The 23,901-nt window shown below is 65.6% G+C and carries 21 protein-coding genes; 7 read left to right on the top strand and 14 right to left on the bottom strand.

The genetic code is table 11. The annotated features are described in order from the left end of the window. Positions 1 to 7: 7 nt before the first annotated feature. Entirely contained in the window at positions 8 to 1,579 is a 1,572-nt protein-coding gene (locus tag P3T42_RS12160; protein WP_429306166.1) for a sensor domain-containing diguanylate cyclase, read from the bottom strand. Between the two features lie 287 nt (positions 1,580 to 1,866). Between P3T42_RS12160 and P3T42_RS12165 the strand changes: the two genes are divergently transcribed. Then, entirely contained in the window at positions 1,867 to 2,415 is a 549-nt protein-coding gene (locus P3T42_RS12165; protein WP_074297227.1) for an RNA polymerase sigma factor, read from the top strand. Further along, complete coding sequence (locus P3T42_RS12170; RefSeq protein ID WP_429306167.1) at positions 2,412 to 3,332, top strand: anti-sigma factor family protein; 921 nt, start codon at positions 2,412 to 2,414, stop codon at positions 3,330 to 3,332. The genes P3T42_RS12165 and P3T42_RS12170 overlap by 4 nt, the downstream gene beginning before the upstream one ends. 94 nt (positions 3,333 to 3,426) lie before the next feature. On the opposite strand, the gene P3T42_RS12175 is transcribed toward P3T42_RS12170, so the two are convergent. Genes P3T42_RS12175 through P3T42_RS12185 form a run of 3 tightly spaced genes read right to left on the bottom strand, consistent with a single transcriptional unit; the run spans position 3,427 to position 6,069 of the window. After that, positions 3,427 to 3,834, bottom strand: a complete 408-nt coding sequence (locus P3T42_RS12175; protein ID WP_074295091.1) for a hypothetical protein — start codon at positions 3,832 to 3,834, stop codon at positions 3,427 to 3,429. Positions 3,835 to 3,877: 43 nt separating this feature from the next. Continuing rightward, complete coding sequence (locus tag P3T42_RS12180) at positions 3,878 to 5,137, bottom strand: cupin-like domain-containing protein (RefSeq protein ID WP_429306168.1); 1,260 nt, start codon at positions 5,135 to 5,137, stop codon at positions 3,878 to 3,880. Continuing rightward, the gene (locus tag P3T42_RS12185) at positions 5,134 to 6,069 is read right to left on the bottom strand and encodes a TylF/MycF/NovP-related O-methyltransferase (protein ID WP_429306169.1); all 936 of its coding nucleotides are present in this window, start codon (positions 6,067 to 6,069) and stop codon (positions 5,134 to 5,136) included. Before P3T42_RS12185 ends, P3T42_RS12180 begins: the two co-directional genes overlap by 4 nt. A gap of 319 nt (positions 6,070 to 6,388) precedes the next feature. Between P3T42_RS12185 and P3T42_RS12190 the strand changes: the two genes are divergently transcribed. Both P3T42_RS12190 and P3T42_RS12195 read left to right on the top strand, forming a co-directional pair. Beyond that, positions 6,389 to 7,081 carry a DUF3455 domain-containing protein gene (locus P3T42_RS12190; protein ID WP_429306170.1) on the top strand — a complete coding sequence of 231 codons (693 nt, stop codon included), beginning with the start codon at positions 6,389 to 6,391 and terminating at the stop codon, positions 7,079 to 7,081. A gap of 26 nt (positions 7,082 to 7,107) precedes the next feature. Next, complete coding sequence (locus P3T42_RS12195; RefSeq protein ID WP_429306171.1) at positions 7,108 to 8,193, top strand: LLM class flavin-dependent oxidoreductase; 1,086 nt, start codon at positions 7,108 to 7,110, stop codon at positions 8,191 to 8,193. Positions 8,194 to 8,278: 85 nt separating this feature from the next. Here P3T42_RS12195 and P3T42_RS12200 read toward each other — a convergent pair whose 3' ends face one another. From P3T42_RS12200 to P3T42_RS12210, 3 genes are read right to left on the bottom strand one after another with little or no spacing between them, the layout of a single operon-like run. Then, the gene (locus tag P3T42_RS12200; RefSeq protein WP_429306172.1) at positions 8,279 to 9,643 is read right to left on the bottom strand and encodes a polysaccharide pyruvyl transferase family protein; all 1,365 of its coding nucleotides are present in this window, start codon (positions 9,641 to 9,643) and stop codon (positions 8,279 to 8,281) included. Further along, the gene (locus tag P3T42_RS12205) at positions 9,643 to 11,604 is read right to left on the bottom strand and encodes a thiamine pyrophosphate-binding protein (RefSeq protein ID WP_429306173.1); all 1,962 of its coding nucleotides are present in this window, start codon (positions 11,602 to 11,604) and stop codon (positions 9,643 to 9,645) included. Before P3T42_RS12205 ends, P3T42_RS12200 begins: the two co-directional genes overlap by 1 nt. After that, positions 11,604 to 12,761 (bottom strand): Rieske 2Fe-2S domain-containing protein, encoded by a 1,158-nt coding sequence (locus tag P3T42_RS12210; RefSeq protein ID WP_429306174.1) that lies wholly within the window; start codon positions 12,759 to 12,761, stop codon positions 11,604 to 11,606. The genes P3T42_RS12205 and P3T42_RS12210 overlap by 1 nt, the downstream gene beginning before the upstream one ends. A gap of 479 nt (positions 12,762 to 13,240) precedes the next feature. Between P3T42_RS12210 and P3T42_RS12215 the strand changes: the two genes are divergently transcribed. The 3 genes from P3T42_RS12215 (at position 13,241) to P3T42_RS12225 (ending at position 15,933) form a co-directional block, all read left to right on the top strand. After that, entirely contained in the window at positions 13,241 to 14,203 is a 963-nt protein-coding gene (locus tag P3T42_RS12215; RefSeq protein ID WP_429306175.1) for a response regulator transcription factor, read from the top strand. A gap of 254 nt (positions 14,204 to 14,457) precedes the next feature. Further along, on the top strand, positions 14,458 to 14,880 hold the full coding sequence (locus P3T42_RS12220; protein WP_074297225.1) for a CHRD domain-containing protein: 423 nt from the start codon (positions 14,458 to 14,460) through the stop codon (positions 14,878 to 14,880). Positions 14,881 to 15,006: 126 nt separating this feature from the next. After that, positions 15,007 to 15,933 (top strand): response regulator transcription factor, encoded by a 927-nt coding sequence (locus tag P3T42_RS12225; protein WP_429306176.1) that lies wholly within the window; start codon positions 15,007 to 15,009, stop codon positions 15,931 to 15,933. Between the two features lie 76 nt (positions 15,934 to 16,009). On the opposite strand, the gene sctC is transcribed toward P3T42_RS12225, so the two are convergent. The 7 genes from sctC to P3T42_RS12260 all read right to left on the bottom strand — a co-directional run bounded on the left by sctC (position 16,010) and on the right by P3T42_RS12260 (position 23,896). After that, a complete protein-coding gene (gene sctC, locus P3T42_RS12230; protein ID WP_429306177.1) occupies positions 16,010 to 17,809 on the bottom strand; it encodes a type III secretion system outer membrane ring subunit SctC in 1,800 nt (599 codons plus the stop codon). Between the two features lie 63 nt (positions 17,810 to 17,872). After that, entirely contained in the window at positions 17,873 to 19,348 is a 1,476-nt protein-coding gene (locus P3T42_RS12235) for a helix-turn-helix transcriptional regulator (RefSeq protein WP_429306178.1), read from the bottom strand. A gap of 190 nt (positions 19,349 to 19,538) precedes the next feature. Then, positions 19,539 to 20,357: a type III secretion system export apparatus subunit SctT gene (gene sctT, locus P3T42_RS12240; RefSeq protein ID WP_429306179.1), complete on the bottom strand. Its 819-nt coding sequence runs from the start codon at positions 20,355 to 20,357 to the stop codon at positions 19,539 to 19,541. Continuing rightward, entirely contained in the window at positions 20,354 to 20,887 is a 534-nt protein-coding gene (locus P3T42_RS12245; protein ID WP_429306180.1) for a type III secretion protein HrpB7, read from the bottom strand. The genes sctT and P3T42_RS12245 overlap by 4 nt, the downstream gene beginning before the upstream one ends. Further along, a complete protein-coding gene (gene sctN / locus P3T42_RS12250; protein ID WP_429306181.1) occupies positions 20,887 to 22,236 on the bottom strand; it encodes a type III secretion system ATPase SctN in 1,350 nt (449 codons plus the stop codon). The genes P3T42_RS12245 and sctN overlap by 1 nt, the downstream gene beginning before the upstream one ends. Then, entirely contained in the window at positions 22,233 to 23,063 is an 831-nt protein-coding gene (gene sctL, locus P3T42_RS12255) for a type III secretion system stator protein SctL (protein WP_429306301.1), read from the bottom strand. Before sctL ends, sctN begins: the two co-directional genes overlap by 4 nt. Before the next feature lie 26 nt (positions 23,064 to 23,089). After that, a complete protein-coding gene (locus P3T42_RS12260) occupies positions 23,090 to 23,896 on the bottom strand; it encodes a type III secretion protein HrpB4 (RefSeq protein ID WP_429306182.1) in 807 nt (268 codons plus the stop codon). Between the last annotated feature and the right edge of the window lie 5 nt (positions 23,897 to 23,901).

Genomic DNA, 23,901 nt, shown 5'->3' on the forward strand with positions numbered 1-23,901 from the left:
ATCCCCCTCACACCGCCGACTTCACCCGGTTCCGCCCCGCCGATTTCGCCGCATAGAGCTGCGCATCCGCCGCCGCCATCAACTCCGACGCACTGCCGCCCTGCACCGGCAAGCAGGTGGCACAGCCCACGCTGACCGTCACGCTGCCGTGTTCGCTCTCGCCATAAAACAGGCTCATGCCCTGCACCTTTCTGCGGATCTTTTCGGCGACCGCCGCAGCCCCGTCCGCCGCAGTATCGGGCAACACCACGGCGAACTCCTCGCCGCCGTAGCGCGCTACCAGATCCACCGGCCGCCTCACCACCGAGTCGATACATTCGGCAACCGCCGCCAGTACTTCGTCGCCGGCGGCGTGGCCGTAGGTGTCGTTAAAGCCCTTGAAGTAATCGACGTCCACGAACAGCACCGACATCGGGCTGCCGTTGCGCCGCGCGCGCAGCCACTCTTCGTCGAGCCGGCTGTCCAGAATGCGGCGATTGCTCAGGCCGGTCAGCGGGTCCGTCGCGGCGAGCCGGACCAGTTCCGCCTGGGCCGCCACCTTGTCCTGCAGCGTGAAGGCAAGCAGCCACGCCACCACGACAAACACGGTGCCCAACGCCAGCGTCAGGCCGCCGGCCACAAGGCTGCGCCGCCGCCATTCGGCGAACACATCGCTGACCGCCGGCGCCACCACGGCGATCAACGGCGTGGACGGCACGTGGGCATAGGTGAAGATGCGCGGCACGCCGTCGACGGCGGAGTTCGCCGTATACGCCCCTTCGGCATGCGACGCCATGATCATGAAGGTTGGCGACTTCGCGATGCTCGTGCCGATCGCCTCGGGCGAGAACGGCTTGCGGGCGAGCAACGTGCCGTCGTCGAGGGCAATGAAAACGGCCCCCCCGTTGCCGATATTGATCCTGTCGAGCAGGCGCTGAAAATACTCCATCCGGATCGCCAGCAGCGCGACGCCTGCGAAGTCGCCGGCCGGCGTATTGATGCGCCGGGTCAGACCGATCGAGACGTTGCCCTCGCGCAGCCGCGAGCGAAACGGATGCGACACGAACAGGCCGACGGAAGGATTGCGCTGTTGCACGACGAAATAGTCGCGGTCGTCGAGCCGCACCGCGGGATTGAGTTCGCCGTTCTGGGACGCCAGCACCTGGCCGTGGACGTCCAGCACATAGGCGCCGCCCAGAAAGGCGGCGGTGGTCGCCCGGTCGAACAGGACCGATTGGCGCAGGTCGCCCGGCAGGCGCCAGGTGGCCGGATTTTGCGCGCTGTCGACCATCGACTGCAGCGACAGGTCGTAGATCTCGACGTTGCGCGCCAGGTCGCTGGAGATCAGCGACACCAGGTTCTCCGAGGTCTCGTGCGCGTGCCTGAGCGCGTCGGCCCGGCCATCGTAGAGCGTCACAAAGGTCAGGCTTGCCATGGCCACCGCCACCGCGGTCCCCGCCATGCCGGCGAGGATCGGATGGCTGCCGACCATTTGCGTAATCGCCGCGCCGTACTTGCGCCGGGTTTTGCGCCAGCGCCGACGCAAGGAAAGCACTCGATGCGTCACCCGTCCCCCCGTCGTGAATAGCGAAGTCGTCATCGGGACTTTAACCGCTTCGACCGGCGACGGGAAATCCGCAAGTGCCCGGGTTCCGGCGGGTTGGAGCGCAAGCCGCGGTTTGCCGCTAAAATCTGCAGATTGCCCTGGCGCGAGCATTCCATTTAGCCCGCGGTGAGGCAAGCGGGCCGGCCTGAATCTGCCGGTCTCCGCCCAGGCTAACCCGGGCCACCACGCCGGCCACCATCCGGCGGACCGCACGCCAGAGCGCCAGCCGCGCTGCGTGCGGCGCCCCAAAGACACCGGACACCCAGCAAGGAACCATGTCGATGACCGGTTCGGATTTACCCAGCCTGCTCCCGGCCATGCTGCCGCGATTGTGGGCGTTCGCCTTGCGCATTTCGGGCGACCGGCACGATGCCGAAGACCTGGTGCAGCGGGCCTGCGTGCGCGCACTCGAACGCGCGCATCAGCTGCAGCCCGACACCTCGGCATTGAGCTGGATGTTTGCCATCGTGCATTCCACCTGGATCAACGAGTTGCGCGCCCGCAGCCGGCGCAACCGTTCGAGCACGGAGTGGGACGACGACATGCTCGAAACCGTCGCCGACCCGGCCATGCGCACGCCGGAAGAGAATGCGATCAATAACCAGATTGTCAGCGCGGTCGGCCGGCTGCCGGAAGCGCAGCGTCTGGTGATGCTGCTGGTGGCCGTCGAGGGACTCAGCTATATCGAAGCCGCCGAAGTGCTCGAGGTGCCGATCGGCACCGTGATGAGCCGCCTGTCGCGCGCACGCCAGACCATCGGCGCGCTGTTCGGGGTGCGCGACACGCAGAGAACGAAAGTAGCAGTTGCTAGTAAGGACCCGGTCTCATGAAGATGGACTCTATCCTGCTCATGGCATACGTGGACGGCGAACTATCCGCCGAGGAATGCCTCGAGGTCGAAAAGGAGATCGCCGTGTCGCCCGATGCCGCAGAATTCGTCGCGCAGTTGCAGACTGCGCGCTTGCCCTACGCGGAAGCCTTCGCGCAACAAAAATTGCCGCCGGTGCCGGACAGCCTGACCGAGGCCGTCGCGGCGATGGCGCGCGCCCATGTGCAGCGCACGGCCACGCCAGGCGCCAACGACGCCAGCATCGCGCACGGCGCCTTTGCCCCACCCTCCGCTCCCGTGCGCTCACGTCTGCGGATTGCCCCGCAGTGGCTCGCGGTGGCGTTCGTGGCGGGCGTGTTCTGCTACGGCGTCGGCATGCGGTTCCTGCCGGGCCAGAGCGCGGGTTCGAACGCCACGCCCACAGCGACGCTGGCGGCGGCCGACCCTCATGCGTCGAGCTGGGTCGCGGCGGCAGCCGGTTATCAGCAGCTCTATTCGCGCGATACCATCGCGCAGGTGCCGGTCAATGCCGAGGTCACGTCGCAAACGGTCGACGCCATCCAGCATCAGGACGGCCTGGATGTGCGGATTCCCGATCTGAGTGCGGCGGGGTTGACCTTCAAGCGCGTGCAACGGTTGCGCTTTAACGACAAGCCACTGGTGCAGATCGTCTATCTGCCCGAGCAAGGCGCCCCGATCGCGCTATGTGTGATGAAGGACGCCAAGCCCGACGCCGCGGTGGCCGAGCAGCACATCGACAGCATGAATGTCGTGACCTGGCGGCACGCCGAGCTCAGCTATGCGCTGATCGGCAAACCCGAAGGAACCGATCTGTCGGCGCTGGCCAAACATATTTCCGGCGACAACGTGCAGACGCTGTACGGTGACGCCGGTATCTCGATGCTGGCGGCTAACTGAATGTGACGTGACGGGCCGTGTGGGCGCGAAGGTTGGATCGCACGCACACGGCATGCATGGCTGCTTCGTCCCGACTCCAGATCAAGCCACCGCCTCACGGCGTTTTAGCCGCCCCGCCATTCGAAGATTGTCCTTCGCAGTAAGCCAGATACTTCGTATACACCTCCTGCGGCGGAAGCTTCGCATAGCGGCCATACAGGCCGTCGATAAACGACGACGTCTCCGCCAGCGCATAAGCCTGTCGCCCAGGCGGCAGCGCCTCGACCACGGCCTGTGTCTTGCGCCGTTCCTGCGCTTCGCTGACACCGGCGTCGCGGTCCTGCGCAATCAGCTTCGCATTGTTCGCGCGCGAGGCGCAGATGCTGGCCACGGAAGCCGGCGCCTGGGCATGCGCTATCGCAGGGAGCGTCGCGCACGTCAACGAGCTCAGGACGGCAAGCGCGGCCGCCGGGCGGAACAGAAATGGGCGCGGATAAGCGCCGCGGGTGCGTGACTCGTTCATTCAATCCTTTGCATGAGATGGACTGGACCAGACCCCGCGCGTGTCATTCCAGCACGCCGTCTCCGCCGGACGGTGGGCCGCCCTGTTGTATCGCCGCTCCGAACCGGGTCAACCCTTTCACGTCGTTCGGGTGGACGATCGAGACATCCGCGAGCTTACCCGGATTCGCCTGATGAAAGCCAGCGTTGTGCGCATGCGAAGCGAGCGCGGCCGCGTGCGCGTCGCTGACGAAGCGGCTGATCGACAGCACGTGATCGAGCGCCCAGACACAGTGGAACCAGCCGGTGGGGATCACCAGCAGATCGCCGGGTTCAAGAGTCACATCGACGCCACGCGCCCCGGCAAACAGCGGAAAACGCGCGAGATCCGGCGCGGCTGCATCGACGCGGCACGGACGGTACGTATTGAACGCATCGAGCGCATAGACGGCTTCATCCTGCGACGGGCTGTATAGACGGACGCGCTTGCGGCCATGCACCTGGGCGAGGAACGAGTTCGCCAGATCGCAATGCAGGCGCGTGACCAGCGCGTGATCGCGACGGCGGCCGAACCAGAGTTGCGCCGCACCGAACATGGACGCGGGCAACACCGGCATCGTAAAGCGCGCCTCCCAGCCGGCGGGCAGCAAGCAGCCTTCGGTATAGGGCGAATCGGTAACGGCGTGGGATGCGGGCGAGTCGAGCGCGTCGATAAACTCGCCGATGCATTGCGGGCGTCCGTTCGCCGGATTCGTGCGCAACACCGTCGACGCTTCACGCTGACGCCAATCGGCGAGCGTCCAGGCGGTCTCGGGCCAGCGCAGCACGCGGCGCAAATGCAGCGGGATGCTGCTGTCGAGGACACTGGCGATGAGTCGAGCGAGCGAGCGATCGTGACCATGCCGCGCGTCCAACGCCGGCACCGCGTCGAGCCACTGCGGCGCACGTTCACGGGCACGCGCCAGCGCGGCGCGCCCCTCCTGCGACGGACGCTTGAGCAATTGCAGCCAGTACGCCGCGAGTTGCGGCGCGCCTTCGATCCGCACACCGCCCAGCGCGAGCGACGCGGCACTACGGATGTCGAAACCCGTTGGATCCGAGAGGATCGCGGCAAGCATGGCGGCGCTGACTGTGATGCGCGCCGCCGCTGCGCTTTTGCCGCCGTCCTCCGGCAACGCGCTCATGTCTATAGATGGCCCAAGCACAAAGCGGCGGCTGGCCTGAGCATCGTCGCTGACGATCAGGTCGAGCACCGCGGCTCGCGGCGGCGCCACGTAATGCTCGGCGAGCCGCGCGGCAAGCTGAGACAGCGATGGCGCGTTCACAACGGCTTACGCCAATACACGGCCTGCTGATTGGCCCACTCCAGCGGCGCGTCGATGCCGTGTTGCTCGCGGTATTCGTCGACGGCTCGCGCGCATCCGGTGGGCAGGCCATAGTCGTCGACAATCACAAAGCCGCCCGGCGACAAGCGCGGATACAGCGCCTCCAGCGCATCGCGCGTCGAGTCGTACCAGTCGCCGTCGAGCCGCATCAGCGCGAGCCGTTCGATCGGCGCAGCCGGCAAGGTATCCGCGAACCAGCCGGGCAGGAAACGCACGCGCCGGTCGAGCAGGCCCGCGCGGGCAAATGCGCTGCGTACCCCATCGAGATCGCTCTGCAGCAACCCGACCGCGCGCATCACGTGATGCCAGATCGCATCGCGCAAATCGCTGGCCGGATCCGGCGCGGGCAAGCCGGCAAACGAATCGGCCACCCATACCGTGCGATGCAGGTCGCCGAAAGCCGTCAAGGCGGCGCGCATGAGGATCGTCACGCCGCCGCGCCACGCGCCCGCTTCGATAAAGTCGCCCGGCACGCGGCGCTCGACCACCTCGCGCGCCAGCGTAACCACGTTGTCGAGCAAGGCGTCGTCGCACATCGTCAGCCGGCGCGACTCGTGATGCATGTGATTGAGCGCTACCGCAATCCGCGCCGGCTCGATGCCCGCCACCTGCGCCGCCGAGCGCCCCAACGGCGCGAGCCACTGGGCAAACACGCGGTCTGCATCGGCCAGACGGACCGCGCATTCCGCTGCCGTAACCGGAGTGACGCTGGGCGTGTGAGCCCCGATGAATGCGCCGTCGTCAGGCTCGCCGCGAATGTACTTGCGGATCAGCGCGAGCCATGTGGACGAGAGATCGGTGCGACCCAAGGGCGCTATGTCACGCCGCTCAGGATCGATCAGGGATGCAGAGTCGGTCAGGTTCGGTTCCATCGACGGTTGCAGAGCCGCGAGGCCATGGTAAGGAAGTGGCGCGCTACGTCGCAGACGCTTGCCGCCTGCAAACCGAGCGCGTAATGCACATCGAAGGTGGGCGGTGACGGATGTATCGCCAGCGGACCACGGACAGTATCCGCTGCGCGGCTGCCCTCGCCCACCCATCTGCGAACGCAGGCATGCGAACGCGAACCATGGCCGGTTCGTGCGTTTTCCCGTGCAGCCTTTCGGGTTGTGCGGAGGCGCGCAGTCGAAGATCGGGTGTGATTGCAACATCGTCCGTCCCCGCTTCACTTTTGCTACCTTCGATACGCCGATGACAGCTCTTCCGCTGCGCCCCATCCGATTGCTTTGCGAGCTCACCGCCGTGGTGGGCATTGGCGCTCTGCTGATGCTCGGCGGCTGCGCCACGCCGCCCAAACCGCCGCCGACCGCCAACGAAGCGCTGCCCGTCGCGTTGCGCGCGAGCCAGGACGAGGTGCTGCAGGAAGTCATGACCACCCACGGCGACGAGACCTACATCTGCCGCAGGACGCCCATCCCGGCGGACCCGCTCGGTGCGCTGAGCGCGGCGAAAACCACCGGCCCGAAGTCATCCGGCGTGCGTAGCGATCCGACCCAGTTGCTCTGGGCGCCCTTCGGCTCCGAAGCGATCCTCGTGGATGCCGGCGGCGAAAGCGTCGGCACGGTCGCGCCGGGGCACTACTTTCTCTCCTATGACGGCAGCTATGTGAAGGCCGCCACCTCGGCCGAGAGCCAGGTGGGCGCCAATGCGCTGACCTGGGCGCGCTACACGGCGGGCTACGACGCCGCGCCGCGTCCCGGCTCGGGCCGTTTCGCGGACATCAGTTCGATTCAACGCATCGACACGTCGGGCGGCCTGCCGCCGCAACCGGGCTGCGAACTCGAGGGTTCGCGGCTGCTGGTGCCGTATGCGGCCACCTATATGTTCTACCGTCCCAAGGGCGTGGCGCCGATCGCTTCGTCGACGGATTCGACCGGGCTTTGATCAGGCCTTCCCCACAGGAGTCGACGATGCAACCGATGCAGTTCGGCCTGTTCCTCACCATGCCCGCACCCGAACCACGACCCGCTGCCGAGTCGTACCGGCGCGCGCTCGAGATGGCCGAAGCCGCCGACCGCCTCGGCTACAGCCACCTGTGGCTCGCCGAACATCACTTCACCAACTATTCGCACTCGTCGCGGCCGCTACTGCTGTTGACGCACATTGCCGCGCGCACGCAGCATCTGCGGCTTGGGCCGGCGATCATTCCGGTGCCGCTGCATCACCCGCTCGTGGTCGCCGAAGAACTCGCGACACTCGACGTGCTGAGCGGCGGGCGCGTCGAAGTCGGTCTCGGCAGCGGCTATCAGGCTTATCAGTACGAGCGCTTTCAGCTCGTCAAGGGCAAAACGCCCACGCGTGACGACGAAGCCATCGACGTGCTGCTGCAGGCGCTGCGCGAACCGGTGTTCTCGTACAGCGGCGCACACTTCAGGATTGCACGCACTGCGCTCGTGCCGCAGCCGCTGCAGGCCGCTATGCCGCTCTGGCTGGTGGTCAATTCGAGCCGCCGCGCCTCGGTTGAGAAGGCCGTGCAGCGGCGTGCGAATCTGTTTACGGGCGTGCTCGAACCGATCTCGAAGCTGACTAATGTGCGCCGTCAGTATCCGGATCTGGCGCAGGCGCTGACCTCGGTGCGCATCGGCACGCAGCGGCCGGTGTATGTCGCGCAAAGCGAGGCCGAGGCCAGTGAAGCGGTGGAGCAGGCGCGCTGGAACGGCCGCGCCACGCTGCGCTTGCGGCATGACATGGGTGATGTCGTCGACGGCGTGGTGCCGGCTCAACCGTTTGCCGATGAACCGTCGGAACAGGCGCTACGGGACGATTTTCTGGTGGTCGGTACGGCAGATGAATGCATCCACCAGTTGCGACGCATTCAGAACGGCCTGGGCTGCGATTATTTCAGCGCGAGCTTCTGGTTCGGCGCGTTGCCGCATGAACAGGTGATGGCGTCGATGCGCAGGTTTGCGAAGAAGGTGATGCCGGTGTTTGCTGGCGAGGCGGCTGCGCAGGCGCGCAAAGCCGAAGCACAGCGGGAAACGATGCTGGCGTGGTGAGGACGGGTTTGAGTCGTGCCCGAGTTGCATTGATTTCACATCGGGACGGCGCCCTACGACCGAAACGGAGCCACGGCGGCAACGCTCAAAGCCCCAGCGCCGCCAAAACCTGTCGGCCCATCTCCTCGAAACGCGACCGCTGCGCGTCGGCATAGCGGTCGTAACATGCGATCAGCTCAGCCCGAACGTGCGGCGCCTCAAGCATGCCAAGTTGCGCCAGCGCCGCTTGCGTGCTGTCTTCCGCATCGCAGGCCGCGCGCCATTGCGCACATCCCGCCTCGGCTAACAGGCGGTCGATCCGCGGATCCATCGACAGGCCGAACACCGGCACACCATGCGACATCGCCAGCACGGCGGCATGATATCGCGTCGTCACGACGCAGGCCGCCTGGGCGACCGTAGCCGCAACTTCGTCAAGCCGCTCGGCGCCCCGCGCGACAATCTCTACCGCGAACGGCAAACGTGCCGCCAGATCGGCGCACGCTGCACGATCGAGCTGTTCCATGCCGACCAGCACAGGGGTGTAACCCTGCTGCCGCAGCCCTTCGGCGATGTCGGCGAAACGCGCGAGGTAGGCGTCGTACGCTGCGGCGCGCGTGTCATCCCAACTGTGGAAATGCAACGGCCCGTAGCGAAACGGCGAGACCTCGCGCCGCGCATCGAGCAGGCGCGCGCGCGCCGCATCCGCGACGACCGGCCACCAGAACGGGTTGTTAGGGCATAGCGCAGCGATGCGCGAACCGCGTGCGGCTGCACGCGCGCTGTGGGGCGCACGATAGGTCCATGCGGTGTCTGCGCCGGGCTGCGCCTGCACGCCAAGGGGTGCGAGGTGCGCGCGCGCGGTCTCATTGCGGCAGATGATCTGGCCGCGCGCCGCGTTGCGCGTGACGAAGCGCGTGAGCGCCGCGCTCATCGTCCCGCTATCGACGCCGTAGGCGATGGCCGGCCGGCCATGCGCGTCGGCCAGCGCCACGCCGCCAATCAGGATGCCGGCAAGCGAATCGGAAAACTTCGATGTGTACGTCGAGCCTTCGACGTTCAGGACGAGGTCGGCGTCGCGAATCGCGGCGTCGAGCGCATCCGGCAAGTAGGGCAACGCCGGCGTGAGCTTCGGCGTGGTCGCCAGTACGGGATGGTCGAAGCAGTCGCCTAACGCAAATAGCGTGATGCTGGGCTCGCGCGGCGCCAGCAGGCGCTGCAGTTGTGCGATCGTTTCGATGGTGCGCAGATCGGCGCCAGTGTTGCCCGCGCCGCTGTAGCCGAGCAGGAGAATGCGCAGGCGTGGCGCGTGGGTTGGGACGGGCCCGTGCCCTTGCGAATTGGCCGAAGCATCGATCCGCTGCTGCATATCGTCGAGGAAGACTTCATCCGGCGCCGCCGCGCTAGCGTAGCGTTGCAGCGCGGCAAGCGAACGGCGCAGCGGATCGTGGTCCTCAGCCATATCCCACATCAGTCCGCTCCCAATGCTTGCGCGAGCAACTGCATTTGCTCCATGCCGGAAAAAGCGCCCACGGCGATTTCGACAATCGTCACGCCCGCGTGTTGGCGTGATGCTTCGAGTGCGTCGTGCAGCGCCTCGCGACTTGCAACACGCCGATGCGTCAATCCAAAACCCTGCGCCAACGCAGCAATATCGATCCGGTAAGGATTGCGAATCGTCCGTCCATACGCCGGCGACTGCGCAATCGGCAAAAAGTCGAAAATCGCCCCGCCACCGTTATCGACCACGCATACGCAGGCGGGCGTCGTCACCCGTTGCGCACTGGCTAACGCCGACAGATCGTGAATCAACGCCTGATCGCCAAGCACAAGCAAACCTGCATCGCGCCGCACGAGCGCTTCGCCGATAAACGTGGACAGCGTGCCGTCGATGCCGCTCACGCCGCGATTGACATAGACGTCCTGCGGTTCAGCGCGGACGTCATAGCCGATATCGGCGTGCCGCATCGACATCGAGTTGCCGATATGCACAAACCCAAAGCCCGTTGCAGCGAAGAGTTGATGAGCCGCCGCTACTTCGCCCCAGCCGAGCTTTGCGACACAGGCGCGCCGCTCGCGTGCACCATAGCTGGCGACACTGGCCCAGCGGTCGCGCCACGCGAAAGCGACCGGGCACGATGCATCTACCGCAGCGGACGCCGCTGCTGCACCGGTCAAATGCCCGCGCACCGCGTCACCCAGCGCACGCGCCATCTTGCCCAACTCGACCGTTGTGGGCGCAACCAGCACATCGCGCGGATCGAGCGCCTGATGCAGATAATCATGCGCCACGCGATGCGGCGCGATCTTGATCGCGGGCACATCGGCCAGCGCTTCGAGATACGTATGCAGCAGAGGCAGCACCGGCGCCAATCCGAAGCGTACGATCAGGTCCGGCCGCGCATCGGCCATACGCGCACTGCCGCCCAGCACGTCGAATGCATTGACGATCAACGCCCCCGGCGCACCACGAGCGGCCTGCGCCGGCGCCAGCGCCGCGGGTCCCGCGCGCAGGCCGCTGCCGGCATCCGCGAGGACCGGAAATCCCGTCGCCGCAGCGAACCCAAAGATCGCCTCGAGCGATACGCCCGGCTCCGGTCCCACGACGATCAGACCGTCGAGTCCAGCGTCAATCGATCGCTCGCGCCGCCTGCCCCGCACGCTCGCCATCACACGCCCGACGATCGAAGCAGGCGTCGCCTGAGCTTCGCGCAGCGCTGCTGCGGGAATCCCGAACGCGCGCTGCTCGCGCGCGGCTATCACCGTATCGACGGAGACGGGATGAGTTTCGGTGGCGTCGTAGACCCCGGCAAGCGGCACATTCACATGCACCGGGCCAGGCGCCGCACGCACAGGGGACGGATGCTCGTCGACGTGCAAAGGGCGTAAGGCCAGCACCGCCACGTCGCTTCGGCACACGCCATGCATTGCAGCCAGCGCGCGGTTTAACAGCGTACGTGCAGCCTCAAACGCAGCCGCAGAATCAAAGGGATCGTCGAGATCGGCCTGCGCCCGTACGAAGGCACGCGTTGCGCCGAGATGATCGGCCATCTGTCCGAAGCCTGCGCCGCGCAAAGTACGCGGCCGGTCGCAGGTCAGCACGACGAGCGGAATATCGCATGCATCGGCTTCGATCAGCGCCGGCAAAACATTCGCCACCGCTGAACCGGAAGTCGTGACGATCGCCACCGGCGTGCCGGTGGCCTTCGCCATGCCGAGCGCCGCGAAGGCGCCGCTGCGCTCGTCGGTGCTGATCAGCTCGACCGCGATGCCGGCATGCGCGTCGAGAGCAAGGCACATCGCGCTCGCCCGTCCGCCTGGACACAGCACGGCATGGCGCACGCCCGCCGCGCTGAGCGCATCGGCAATACCCTCCACCCATACCGCGTTCAGCGATCCGGCCGCGACGCGCGACTCGAGGACGGCCGCCACTACGCCGCCGCGCAGGAAGAACGGCGTAGCGATTCCACCGGCACCGTCTGCGTCGCCGCTGTCTCACTCCCGGGCGTCTGCCCAGGCATTTGACTAACCGGCCCCTGCGCCACACCGGCTACACCAGCCGCACGCTCCTCCGCCAGCAATCGCTCCATCACCCGGCGAGCGCGAATCGCGCCCGCATCGAGCGGCAGCAAGGCCGGTTGCAGCGCCCAGAAATCGTTGTCGCCCAGATTGCGTTGCTGCGCTTCGAGCATCGGCAGGTCTTCCTGCTCGAACGGTTTCATCAAGCCATCCACCGCATACCGCACCAGCTCGCGGCCCGCCTCGCCCATCTCCTTGGGCAAGCCGAAGGCAAAGAAATAGTGCGTGGTCCGCTCGGTCTCGGGCGTGAGCCAATGCGCCGACGGCGCGATCAGCCCCGCCTCGCGAGGCATGCCCGCCGGCGTGACGCCCACCATGATCGACAGCAGACCAGGTGGGGTCCAGCGCACATCCATCCAGCGGTCGACCCGGGTGCCGGGCGGAATGCCAAAGCCATTCGCGACGAACGGAGGCAACTCTTCGTCGTGCGCAAGCCGGCGCACCCAGACCGTATCGCCAAGACTGCCGGACTGCACCTCGCCGCGCGCAATCGCTTCGCTGCCCAACGTATCGGGATGCAGAAACTGGAAATGACTCAGATCGAGCAGGTTGTCGGCACTCAACTGGTAGTGAGCACGCGTGAGCAGATAGCCATCCTGCATAAACGCCGTGTCGGGATCCACAAATGGAAACGACGGCAGCAGCGACGCATCGGCACGTTGCGGATCGCCCGGCCAGAACCAGACCGCGCCGTAACGCTCGATAGCCGGATAGGTCCGCACATGTGCGCCGGCCGGCACGCGCCCATCGCCGTGCGGATTGTGCACGCACTGTCCGGACGCGCCGAAGCGCAGACCGTGATACGGACATTCGAGCGCACCGTCGACGACGCGCCCTTTGGAAAGCGGCGCGAAGCGATGCGCGCAACGATCGTCGAGCGCGATCGCGCGTTGCGCGGCATCGCGATACAACACCACCGGCCGCCCGAGCAGCGTGCGCGCAAACGGCGCATCGGCGCGCACCTCGTGCGCAAAGGCAGCGACATACCACGCATTCAACAGGAAGGACATGGGCAGCTCAGAGCAGGATCGTCAGGCGTGAAGGGAATCAAGCGGGATTTAAAGCGAGTTTAAAGAGGCCCTTCACGCATAGATTCAACAAAGCTCATGCAAACGCGAAGCCGCGCCTTGCGATTTGTTTAGTCGATCCTCAACAAAGCTTAATCCGCCTTGCGACATTGAAAGGTGGCGCGAACCTATACATCGCCTAGTGTTGACGGCCATTTCCGGCCTTTTTACCTGGCCTTGAGCGAAAGCCAGCAATTGATACCGGGCGCCTGCTTAGGCACATAACTTACGACATCTTTCCGGCATCTGCGTCGTTATTCGTCGTAACAATTCAGGCGACTTCAAACACCGATGTTTACCTGTAAACCGCCAACCCTCAAGGGGAAACAATTCGTTACAGCCCTGATATTTTAAGGGTCTTAATTTTCGGGTCGTGCAGTTCGTCATTCGGAGCACAACCGTTGGTATCCGTCCTGGAGGGCATGTTGAAATTCGCCGTGATGACCACCAACAGCAATCTGTTCAATCTGATATGCCAGTGCTTTGGAGACGACACGATCGAGTGCTGCCGTTTTCATGACGACGTGGCGTTGTCGCGAGCGATCTATCGCGAGGACTATCACGCGATCCTCGTCGACGCGGCCACCGGCATCGATTCGACCCGCGCCGTGTTCGCCCGCCGTGCCTGTTATGGCGACCGGCGAGCACCCTTGATCGTGGTGGGCTCCTTCGCCGATCGCGACAGCATCGAGCGCGCCTTCGAGGCGGGCGCCGACGATGTGGTGCTGTCGCCGGTGGATCGCAGCGAACTGGCCGTGCGTACCTTTCTCGCACTGCGCCGCTTCCAGTCGACGCCCGCCGCGCCCACCGAAGAATCGGCCGCACTGGGTCCCTACAAGCTCGACCGGCGTGCGGGCGTGGTGCTCGTCAACGACCGCATCGTGCGTCTCACGGTGCGCGAGTTTGCGATTGCGTGGCTGCTGTTCTCGCGAGCGGGCGAGTATGTGAGCCGGCGGCAGATTGCCGGCGCAATCTGGAGCAGCACGGAGGACATCGTCGGCCGCACGCTCGAACAGCATATCTACAAGCTGCGCAAGAAGCTGGAATTGAACGGCAGTTCGGGCGTGCAATTGCGGACCATGTATGCGCACGGCTACCGGATCGAGCTCTGCGATTCGACGGTGGAGATCGACGCCGAAGCAACGCTCGCCGCTCGCGCCTGCCGCGCTCTGGACGTTCATCCGCGCGACAGCGAAGCCGCCCGCACCGCCCAGCCGTGGGGGCAATATGCGGCGTTCTGGAACCTCGGCGCTCCGGGTTCCGCGAGCCTGGTGGCGAACTTCGTCGCCACGGAAACCGCCCATGCGGGCAGCGACAGCAGCACGTACGCCTCGCTCTCCATCCCCGCCGCCTTGCTGCGCAACGGCATACGACAGCGCCGCTAGACGCCGCACACGCTCCCTCCGAAGCGGGCGTCCCGCGCCCGTCCTCTGCCGCTGCCGGCGCGCGTCGCAGGCGCGCGACCATGCCCGTTTCATCCCGTGCATGGGTGCAAAAAAAGACCGTCGCGTCACGGAATAAGCCGCCGACACCAGGCGTTCAATAGAGTAACCAGCGTCGCCACACATCGCCCGAAGGCGCGCGTGCGTCGCAGGTTATCCTCTTTCCATTCCACGAGACGTCTATGAAAATCAATCGAATGCTCACGGCTATGGTCTTGTCGCTGAGTCTCGCGGCACCTGCGCTCGCGGTTGCCGACACGCTGAACCTGAAAGCCAACCTGCTCGCCTCGACCGAAGTGCCGCCCAAAGCCAGCGACGGACATGGCGACCTGACGGCCACCTACGACACGTCGACGAAAGTGCTGCAGTGGAAGGTCACCTACGCGGACCTCACCGGCCCGGCCAGCATGGCGCACTTTCATGGCCCGGCACCCGCAGGCAAGAACGCGCCTGTCGTGATTCCGATTCCGATGGACAAGCTGCCCAGCCCAATCGAAGGCCAGGCCACACTCACCCCCGCGCAGGAAAGCGACCTGCTCGCCGGCAACTGGTATTTCAACGTGCATACCGCGAAGAACCCGGGCGGCGAAATTCGCGGCCAGGTCGAACAGGTCAAGTAAGCGCCTCGCGGCCCGCTCCCTCTGCCGTGCAACCGGTCGATCCGCCGGCCGGTTGCACGGCGCGATCCCTACGCCCACTCGCAACAGCCGCGGCGTAGCGTGCCCCTCGCACGACCTCCGGAGAACATGTTGAAATTCGCCGTGTTGACCACCGACGGCAATCTGTTCAATCGGATTTGCCAGTCCTTTAGCGACTTCAGCGACAACGCCATCGAATACCGGCGCTTTCGCGACGATATTGCGTTGTCGCGAGCGATTACCCGCGACAACTACGACGCGATTTTCGTCGATGCGTCGAACGGTATCGACTCGACCCATGCGGTAGTCGCGCATCGCGCCTGTTATGACGACCGTCGCGCCGTGCTGATTGTCGTCGGCGAGTTTGCCGATCGAAGCAGCATCGAACGTGCGTTCAGCGAAGGGGCGGACGACGTCGTCCTCGCGCCGTTCAATCCCGGCGAACTGGCCGCGCGAACTCGTCTTGCGTTACGCCGCATCCAGTCGGCCACGCCGCCGCACGCGGACGACTTCTTGAGCTTCGGCCGCTATCGGCTCGACCGGCGCGCCAGCGCCGTGCATATCGACGCGCACAGCGTGCGCCTCACCGTGCGCGAGTTCGCGATTGCGTGGCTGCTGTTTTCGCGGGCCGGCGAGTACGTGAGCCGCAGACAGATGGCCGCTGCGATCTGGGGCGGCACCGAGGATATTGTCGGCCGCACGCTCGAGCAGCATATCTACAAGCTGCGCAAGAAGCTGGATCTGAACGGAGCCGCCGGTGTGCATCTGCGTACGCGCTATGGGCATGGTTACCGCATCGAGCTGACCGGCAGTGCCGGCGATGGCGACGCGCAACCGAACGCGTCTTCAAGCGCAGATGCGGACGGGGATGGGGACGCCGAAGCGGCTGCTGATACGGCTGATACGATTGATGAAGCACAGGCCGTCGGCGCTCGCCTGCCCTGGGCCATCGCGTCGTCATGGCAGGGCGCGGTGCTGCCGCTCTACTCCGTGTCCGAAACGCTAGCTTGCGTGTGCATGCCACGGCGCGGCTAAAGCCAGAACGAGAACCCCGGCTAGACAGGTCGTCGACATGAGGGCGCCTATCAGGCCAGGGCGCCCTCATCCTCCATCACAAGCTCAGCACTCGCGGCGTCAACAGGAAGACCCGCTCCATATGCGTATGCTGGTCGTTGTTGTAGCGAAACAGCGCACCGATCAGCGGTATCTTCGAGAGCCCCGGCACGCCGGTCACACCATTGGAGTTATTGTCGGTGCTATAGCCGGCGATCAGCAGGCTGTCGCCCTCGCCGACAAACGCCTGGGTGTTGATCTCGCTACTCGTGATCACCGGAATGCTGTCCACCTGCTGTCCCGTCAACTGGCCGTCCTCGATATGCACGTCGAGCTTGATGCGGGTCTGGCCGTTGTCCGTCACGACCATCGGCAGCACGCGCAGCGACACGCCAGTCGACACGCTATACAGATCCGCCGACGTGTACCCCGAAACGCGCACAAAGAACTTCGTGGTGTTGTCCATCACCGCTTCGACGTTATCGAGCGTCGCGACCTTCGGCGATGCATCGATCTTCGCCTTCGAGTCGCTCTGCAGCGCATTGATGCGCGCCATCAGATAACGCCCCGCACCGCCGATCACCGCGGTAATCGAGCCGCCGAGCGGCGTCGAATCGACCACCGTCGTGCCGTCCGAGAGCGTCGTGGTGCCGAAGGTCGGGTTGACCTGACCGTTGGAGAAGCTGTTCTGCGGCTGCGCGCCGTTGCCGGTCTGCAAATCCACATGGCTGTTATGCGCGCGCCAGTCGACGCCGATTTGCGCCAGGACGTCGTCATCGATTTCGATGATATGCGCCTCGATCTCAATCAGCTTCGGCCGCGTATCGAGCTTGTCGATCAGCGACGCGTACTGGTCGATGCGTTGCGGCGTGTCGCGGATCAGCACCGAGTTGGTGGTGGGATCGGCCTGCATGATCGGCAAGCTCAGATCGCCGCCGCTGGCGATTCCGCCGCCCTGCGAGCGGCCCGGCACGCTGCCGTAGCCGACGTTGCCGCCGTTCGCAAAGTTCGGCGGCGCCGAGTTGCCCACCAGACCGCCGAGCGAAGCATCCTGCCCCTGCGGCATGTTGGACGGCAGCGGCGGCAACAACGTCTGCAAGCCGCCGCCGGAACCGTTGCCGCCCACGTCGTTCATCGGTTGCAGGCGCTGCATGTTAGGCGAGACCGAGTTCTGTGCATTGCCGCCGCTGCCGCCGCCCTGCTCCTGCTTCGCGTGGTACATATTCGACAGCACGGTGGCGACACCCGGCACCGTGATCGTGTTGTCGTCGATCTTTACCTTGTGATCCGCGGCCCAGGCGTTTTTCAGCTTGAAGACGCGGATCACCGAACCGCCGCGACGGCTTGCGTTGTCGTCCAGACGCTGCGCCACTTCCATCACCAGTTGCACATACTGCGGCGGTCCGTTGACGAGCGCGGTGCCGGCTGCCTCGTCATAGGCAATCGGAAAACGCGTATCGTCGATGCTCATGGTTTGCAGCGCCGCGCGCAGATCCGCGGGCGAGGCATGATCGAGCTTGATCACCTGATGCGTGATGTCGTTGGCGCTGCTGATCGACAGCACGCTGCCGTCATAGAACCAGACGAAGCCGAAGGTCGACGCAAGCGTGTCGAGGAAGCGTTGCGGCGACGTATCGAAGTGCCCCGTCACCGAGCCCTGCACGTTGCCCGCGATCGAAGCGGCCACCCCCTGGCTCGCCGTGAAATCGCGCAATACGTCTTTCAGATCCTTGCCCTCTACAGCGATATGCACCGTCGAACTGCGCCAGCGCACTGGCGCGGCATCGGCCGGATCGACCGCAGCGCATGCGAGGGACGCCGCGATCCACGCGGCGCAAAGTAGCCTCTTCGATTTCATGGAGTCGTGTGGGTGAGGTGAATAAAAATGGCAACGCGCTGCGGGCCGCCATGCTGCAACGTCTTATCGTTCGAGCGTCTCGGAGGGCGCTTCATGGAATTGCTTGCGGTAACCGTTGACGAGCGTCGAGCGGTTCTGCACGCCCCATTTGCTCGCCGCGCTCAGCACACCGCGCTCGCTCGCATACGAGCCTTCCGTCAGTTCCGCGCGAATGCGTTCCATACGTTGACGCCGGATCAGCTCGGTCGGCGAGAGTCCCAGGAAGTTCTTGAACGCGCTCTGCAAAGCACGCTCCGTCACGCCGATTTCCGCAGCGACTTCGCGCACCGAGAGATCGCGCCGGTCCAGGTTGTCGAGCACATAGCCGTAGGCACGGCGATACTTGGCCGGCAATCGGGCGCTGACGTCATCGAGTTGCGGCGACGGCTTGGCCGCGCGATTGAGCGACGGTGCACGCACATGCGAGTCCTCGCGCAGACACTGCATCGCGACCAGCGCATAGCGGCTATAGAGTTGCAGCGACTCCTGCGCGCGTCCTTGCGCCTGACGCGTCTTGGCCGTGCAATACAGATACTCGAGCTGGCGGTGACCAGTGGTGCCGTTACGGCCTATCTGATGCAGCGGTTCGAGCACGGCATTCGCGAGATGAGGCGCCGCGCCGGCCAGCGTGGCCAGCGCGATCTCCAGCCTCAGCGTGCGCTGATAATCGGTGAGGCCTTGCTCGCGCGCCCAGTTCAGATAGTCGTGCAGGCCGCCCATCGCATCGCGGTCCGCACAGGCCGCAAGGCGCAGGCGCTTCAGATAGTCGATGCGGCCGCGCAGCAGCGGCGTGCGCACGCCCGACACGGCCTCGCGCAAGCTGTCGACGGTCGTATCGGCGGCGTGTGCCAGGCGCAGCACGCGGTCGCTCGACAACGCCGACTGCCAGTACACGTGATCGCCTAGCGCGCTCGCGCTACGCACCTCGCTCTGCACCGCGAGATCGAAGCGCAAGGTAGCCAGCACGTCGTGCCAATGACCGTGGCGGTCGTCGATATCGCGCTCCACCAGCGCCGTCAGGCTCTCGAGCGCCTCGCTCGCCTCGCCCGTGCGGCCGAGTTCCTGCAACACGCAGACCATGCCGAAGTGCGCTTCGGCCGCGCGCGCCGGCTCGATCTCGGGTTCGTCCGCGACGCGCGAGAAACACGCCAGCGCGGTGCCGAGCCGGTGACGGAAAAAGGCCTGCCACGCGGCGTTCCTGCACGAAGCAATGCGGATGGCATGCTTCGATGAACGAATCAGCTTTTGCGAGCGGCGATAGTTTTCTTCAGCCTCCACTTCGATACCCAGCATCAGTTGCATATCCGCATGCAATTGCAGGCCATGCGGCGCGTGTTCCGCAGCGCCGGCCTCTTCGGCCCAACGGCTCACCTGCTGGCGCGCAGCGCTCAGCTTGCCGTTGAGCAGGGCATCGAGGTAACGGTTGGCAAGCGCCGGCTCGGCAGTGGGCGTAGGTGTGGCGAGAGCGGCGACAACGGGGAAGTACAGCATCGAGAACATGATTCGACTCCTCTGATTGCGGACCGCGTCGCACGCTGAGCGCGCACGTCATCGGATGGAGTCAATGTAGCCAAACGCTCGCGCTGAACTTTCAATAAATCTGACCTTTTCCGCGTATTTGAGAAGTGTTGAGTGTTGCACGCCGGCACGCCCCGTACGCGTGCCGAGACCTCAGTTTCTCAAGCAAAACTCAAGGCTTGCCGGCGGTATGCGATAGCTCACGAAATTCCGCGGCGAGACCGGCGACCGTCACCTGCTCGCGCACCTGGTCCACGAAGATGCCCACGAAGAGCGCCAGCATCAGCACCGTGACTGCGCCCTTCACCGGCTGGCTCAAGGTCATCAGATCGAGCTTCGATGCCGACTTCGATGCAAAACCAAAGGCGAAGTCGACCAGCAACAGAATCAGCATCATCGGCGCGGCGAGCTTGGCGACGGTCTGCATCAGCGTATCGGTCTGCTGCAGGACAAACGATTCGAGCATGTTCGAAACGTTCGGTCCTGCGGAGGTGATCGGCCACCAGCTATACGACTCGTACAACGTGCCGAGCAGAAACGTCATGCCGCCCAGCGCCCAGAACGCCACCGTGGCCACCTGGCCGAGCAGGGTCGCGGTGGGCGTGGATTGCTCCTGGCGCGTCGGGTTGGTGATCTGCACGTTGTTGTAGCCGGTCAGGTCGTCGATATAGGTGCCGGCGCTCTCGGCGACCCAGAACACGATCGATGCCGCAAAGCCGATCACCAGACCGATCATCCCTTCACGCAGGCCGATTTCGAGCAGCGCGACGCCATGCAGCGACTCGATAAACGACGCAGGCTGCCCATACGCGACATACGAGCTGAACAGCAGCACGATGGCATTGCGCACCACGCCCTGCAGCAGACCATCGGCCGTGGGCGGAAAGATGAACATCACGATAAAGAGGCGCAGCGAGCAGACCCCGATCAAGGTGATATAGCCGACGAGCAGTTCGCCAAGCTGCGGCAGCGCCGAGAAAATATCGTTCACGCGCGCGTCCTCTGCTGCTGGAAGCGGCGCGCGAGCGCGGTCTCTTCCGCTTCCTCGTCGCTCGCGTTGTCTGCCGCCTCGTCGTGCTGGCGGCGAATCTGCTGAATCCGCTCGCCGCACAGATCGATGCGCCCCTGGTTCAGGGCGATATCGCGCCGGGTCTTGTCCTGCGCCGCCAGGCTGTTTTGCACCGCCGCTTCGGCGTGAACGAGTTCGCCTTCGTGCGCGCGCAGCCGTTCGCCGACGATCTCCAGATAGCGGCGGCAGCCGTTCATGTCCTCGAGCGAGAAGGCTTCCGTGCCGGTCATCATCGCATCGATGCGATGCTGATAGAAGCGCTGGATGCCGGCCTCATGCTCGACCTGGGCGGCCTTGGCATCACGCGCGGCCTCGAGCGACGCATGCGCGTTGCGCTGCGCTGCGAGCGTGGCGCGCAGCGTGTCGTCGAGACGCCGCCGCCGTGTGCACGAACGGTCGAGCGCGATAATCCGGCGGTCCCGCGAACCGCTCGCTCCCTTTGCCGCCGCCATCAGCCGAGTCCGCTCAGGGCGTACAACTGCGCTTCCGTGTCGGCCGGCGCCGCGTAATCGGCGGTCCGCTGCGAAAGAAACGCCTTGATCGAATCGAGCTTGGCGATGGCCTCGTCGGCAAGCACATTGGTGCCGGGCTGATATTCGCCGATCTGCAACAACATCTCCACCTCGCGATGCTTGGCCATCAGTTCGCGAATCCTCGCCGCCGCCTGCACATATTGCTCCGGCACCACCTGCGGCATGACGCGCGACAGGCTCGCCAGCACATCGATAGCGGGGTACTGGTTTTTCGCCGCGATCTCGCGCGACAGAATCATATGGCCGTCGAGAATCCCGCGCACTTCTTCGGCAATCGGATCGCTGCCGCTGTCGTCTTCCGCGAGCACCGTGTACAACGCGGTGATCGAACCGGTCGCGCCCATGCCGGCGCGTTCGAGCAGGCGCGGCAACTCGGCGAAGATCGACGGCGGGAAACCGCGCCGCGCCGGCGGCTCGCCCGCCGCGAGACCAATCTCACGGCCAGCCCGCGCGAAACGCGTGAGCGAGTCCATCATCAGCAGCACGCGCTGGCCGCGATCGCGGAAGTATTCGGCGATCGCGGTCGCCACATAGGCGGCCTTGGCGCGTTCCATCGACGAGCGGTCCGAGGTGGCGCACACCACCACCGAACGCGCCATCCCTTCCGGGCCAAGTATCAGTTCGACGAACTCGCGCACTTCGCGGCCGCGCTCGCCGATCAACGCGATCACGTTGACGTCGCATGAGGCGCCGCGTGCGAACATGCCGAGCAAGGTGCTCTTGCCGACGCCGGCCGGCGCGAAAATGCCCATCCGCTGGCCTTCGGCGAGCGTCATCATGGCGTCCACGACGCGTACGCCGGTGGCAAGCGGCGCGTCGATCATGCGGCGATTCATGGGGTCGGGCGGCGAGGCGAAGATCGGCCGCATGGTGTCGGACTCGATGGGCGGGCCACCGTCTACAGGTTCGCCGAGACTGTCGATCACGCGGCCGAGCAACATGTCGCCCACCTTGACCGCGAGCGGCCGGCCCAGTCCGATCACCTGAGTGGAACGCGAGATGTTTTCCAGCCGCGAGAACGGCGACAGCAGCGCGACGTCGCGGGTAAAACCAATTACCTCGGCATGCTGCAGCAGCGTGCCGTTCGGCGCGCGCAATTCGCACAGTTCGCCGAGCGACACGTCGAGACCGGCCACCTTGATCAGCGTGCCGATCACTTCGAGGACCTTGCCGGTGCGCGCGACACCCGGCACAGCGAGAATCTCGCGCTCGATGGCGTCGGTCAGCCGCTCGAAATCGAGCGTGCGGGTCAGCCATGGCGTGCTCATGCGGTTCCTTCAGTGGCTGATTGCGGGTAGTCCAGATGGGGGGAGTGACCTTCATCCGCGCCATAGCCGAGGTCCGCTGCCGTCGCTTCTGCTTCGTCGCCTTCTGCTTCAGCTTGCACGGCCTCGTCCGCCTCAGCCTCCTCTACCGACCGTTTCAACGCGCGCGACACCGCACTGCGCATCGCGCGAAGCTGCGTGTCGAGGCTCGCGTCCACCGTGCCGAAGTCCGATTCGCACACGCAACTGCCGGGGCCGAGGCGCTTGTCGGCGACGACCGACAGCGGAATCGGCCGTCCCAGTTCGAGCCAGCGCGCGGCGAGCCGGTCGAACGTCGCCTTCGCTTCGTCGTAGTCGTCGGGATGAACGGCGACCCGCAGATAGGTTGCGCCGTCAACGATCCGGTCGACCGTCGCCAAGGCTCGCTCGAACAGCGCCTCATGACGCTCGACGCGCACGATCTGCTCCACCGCCGACGCAACAATCCCCGCCAGCCGCTCGCGCATGCGAATCTGCAACTGGCTCTGGGCGTCGGCGACATCGGCAAGGCGCTCCATCCAGTCGGCGAGCGCGCGGTCGCAACCATCGCGATAGCCCTGCTCGGCAGCCGTGTCGTATTCGCGTTGCGCCTCTTCGATAATCTGCCCCGCCTGTGCCTGGCCTGCCGCCACGATCTCGGCCGCTTCCTCGCGCGCGGCGGCGAGCAGCGCTTCGCGGTCCGCCGCGAGTGCCGTGTAGGCCGCGTCGATCGAGACCAGCGTGCCGAAGGTCTCGCGCGGGATCACATCGCGCGCCGCGCCGACGCGCGCCACCAGACCGTTGATGTCCATCTCGCCGGGCGCCGACCGGGCGCTTTTCAACCAAATAGCCATGCCCACTCCGGTAGCAGTTCGGACAGCCGCACGAAGAGCCGCGCCGTGCCCAGCGCGTCGAGCTGCGGCGGCGCGGCGGCCAGCCAGGGCGGCGTCGGCAGCACGCGCGGCAAAGCGAGCCTGAGCAACGGAAACGGCATGCGCGAGCCGCTGTGTCCATACGTCGCAAGATCGCGCAGGAGCAACACGCAGCCTTCGATGGCGAGCGCTTCGGCGTCGAGCGCCGCCAGCGGCGGCATCGCGGCACGCGCGGCGAGACGTGCCGTGTCGGGCGCGTCGGCCAGATGCGCGTCCTGGGTCAGACGGTCGATGCCGACGCCCGCCCATTCGGAAAGCTGCGAGCGGCTACGCTTGTCGATCAGGCGCCGCGCTTCGGCGCGCCGGAACGACAGCGCGCGCATGCGCAGCACTTGCAAGCCCGTTTGTGCCGGCAGCACGTCAAGCAGGGCGGCGTTCGGCTGCAGCGTTGGGGCGGACGCAGTGGATGCCGCTGATGCGATTGACGAAGCCGGTGACGCTGAAGCACCGAACATGGCTGATTGCGTCAAGATATCCAGCCCCGGCATGCGCACGCCAGCCGCAAGCACGAGCGCTCGCGAGCCGGCTTCCAGCGCTGATGCACTCGCCCGTGCAAGCGCCGCACGCCAACCGGCGAGCTGCGCGTCGTCGGCGCCAAGCAGCGCCGCACTCCACGACGGATCGGCCCAGTGAACTGCTTGAGCGAGATTGCGGCGATACGCGTCGAGCGCAGCGGCCGCACGCATAAACGGTAAATCGACGGGGGCGTTCATCGGCA

The organism is Paraburkholderia sp. GAS38 (assembly GCF_050434965.1).
Classification (GTDB): Bacteria; Pseudomonadota; Gammaproteobacteria; order Burkholderiales; family Burkholderiaceae; genus Paraburkholderia; species Paraburkholderia phenazinium_A.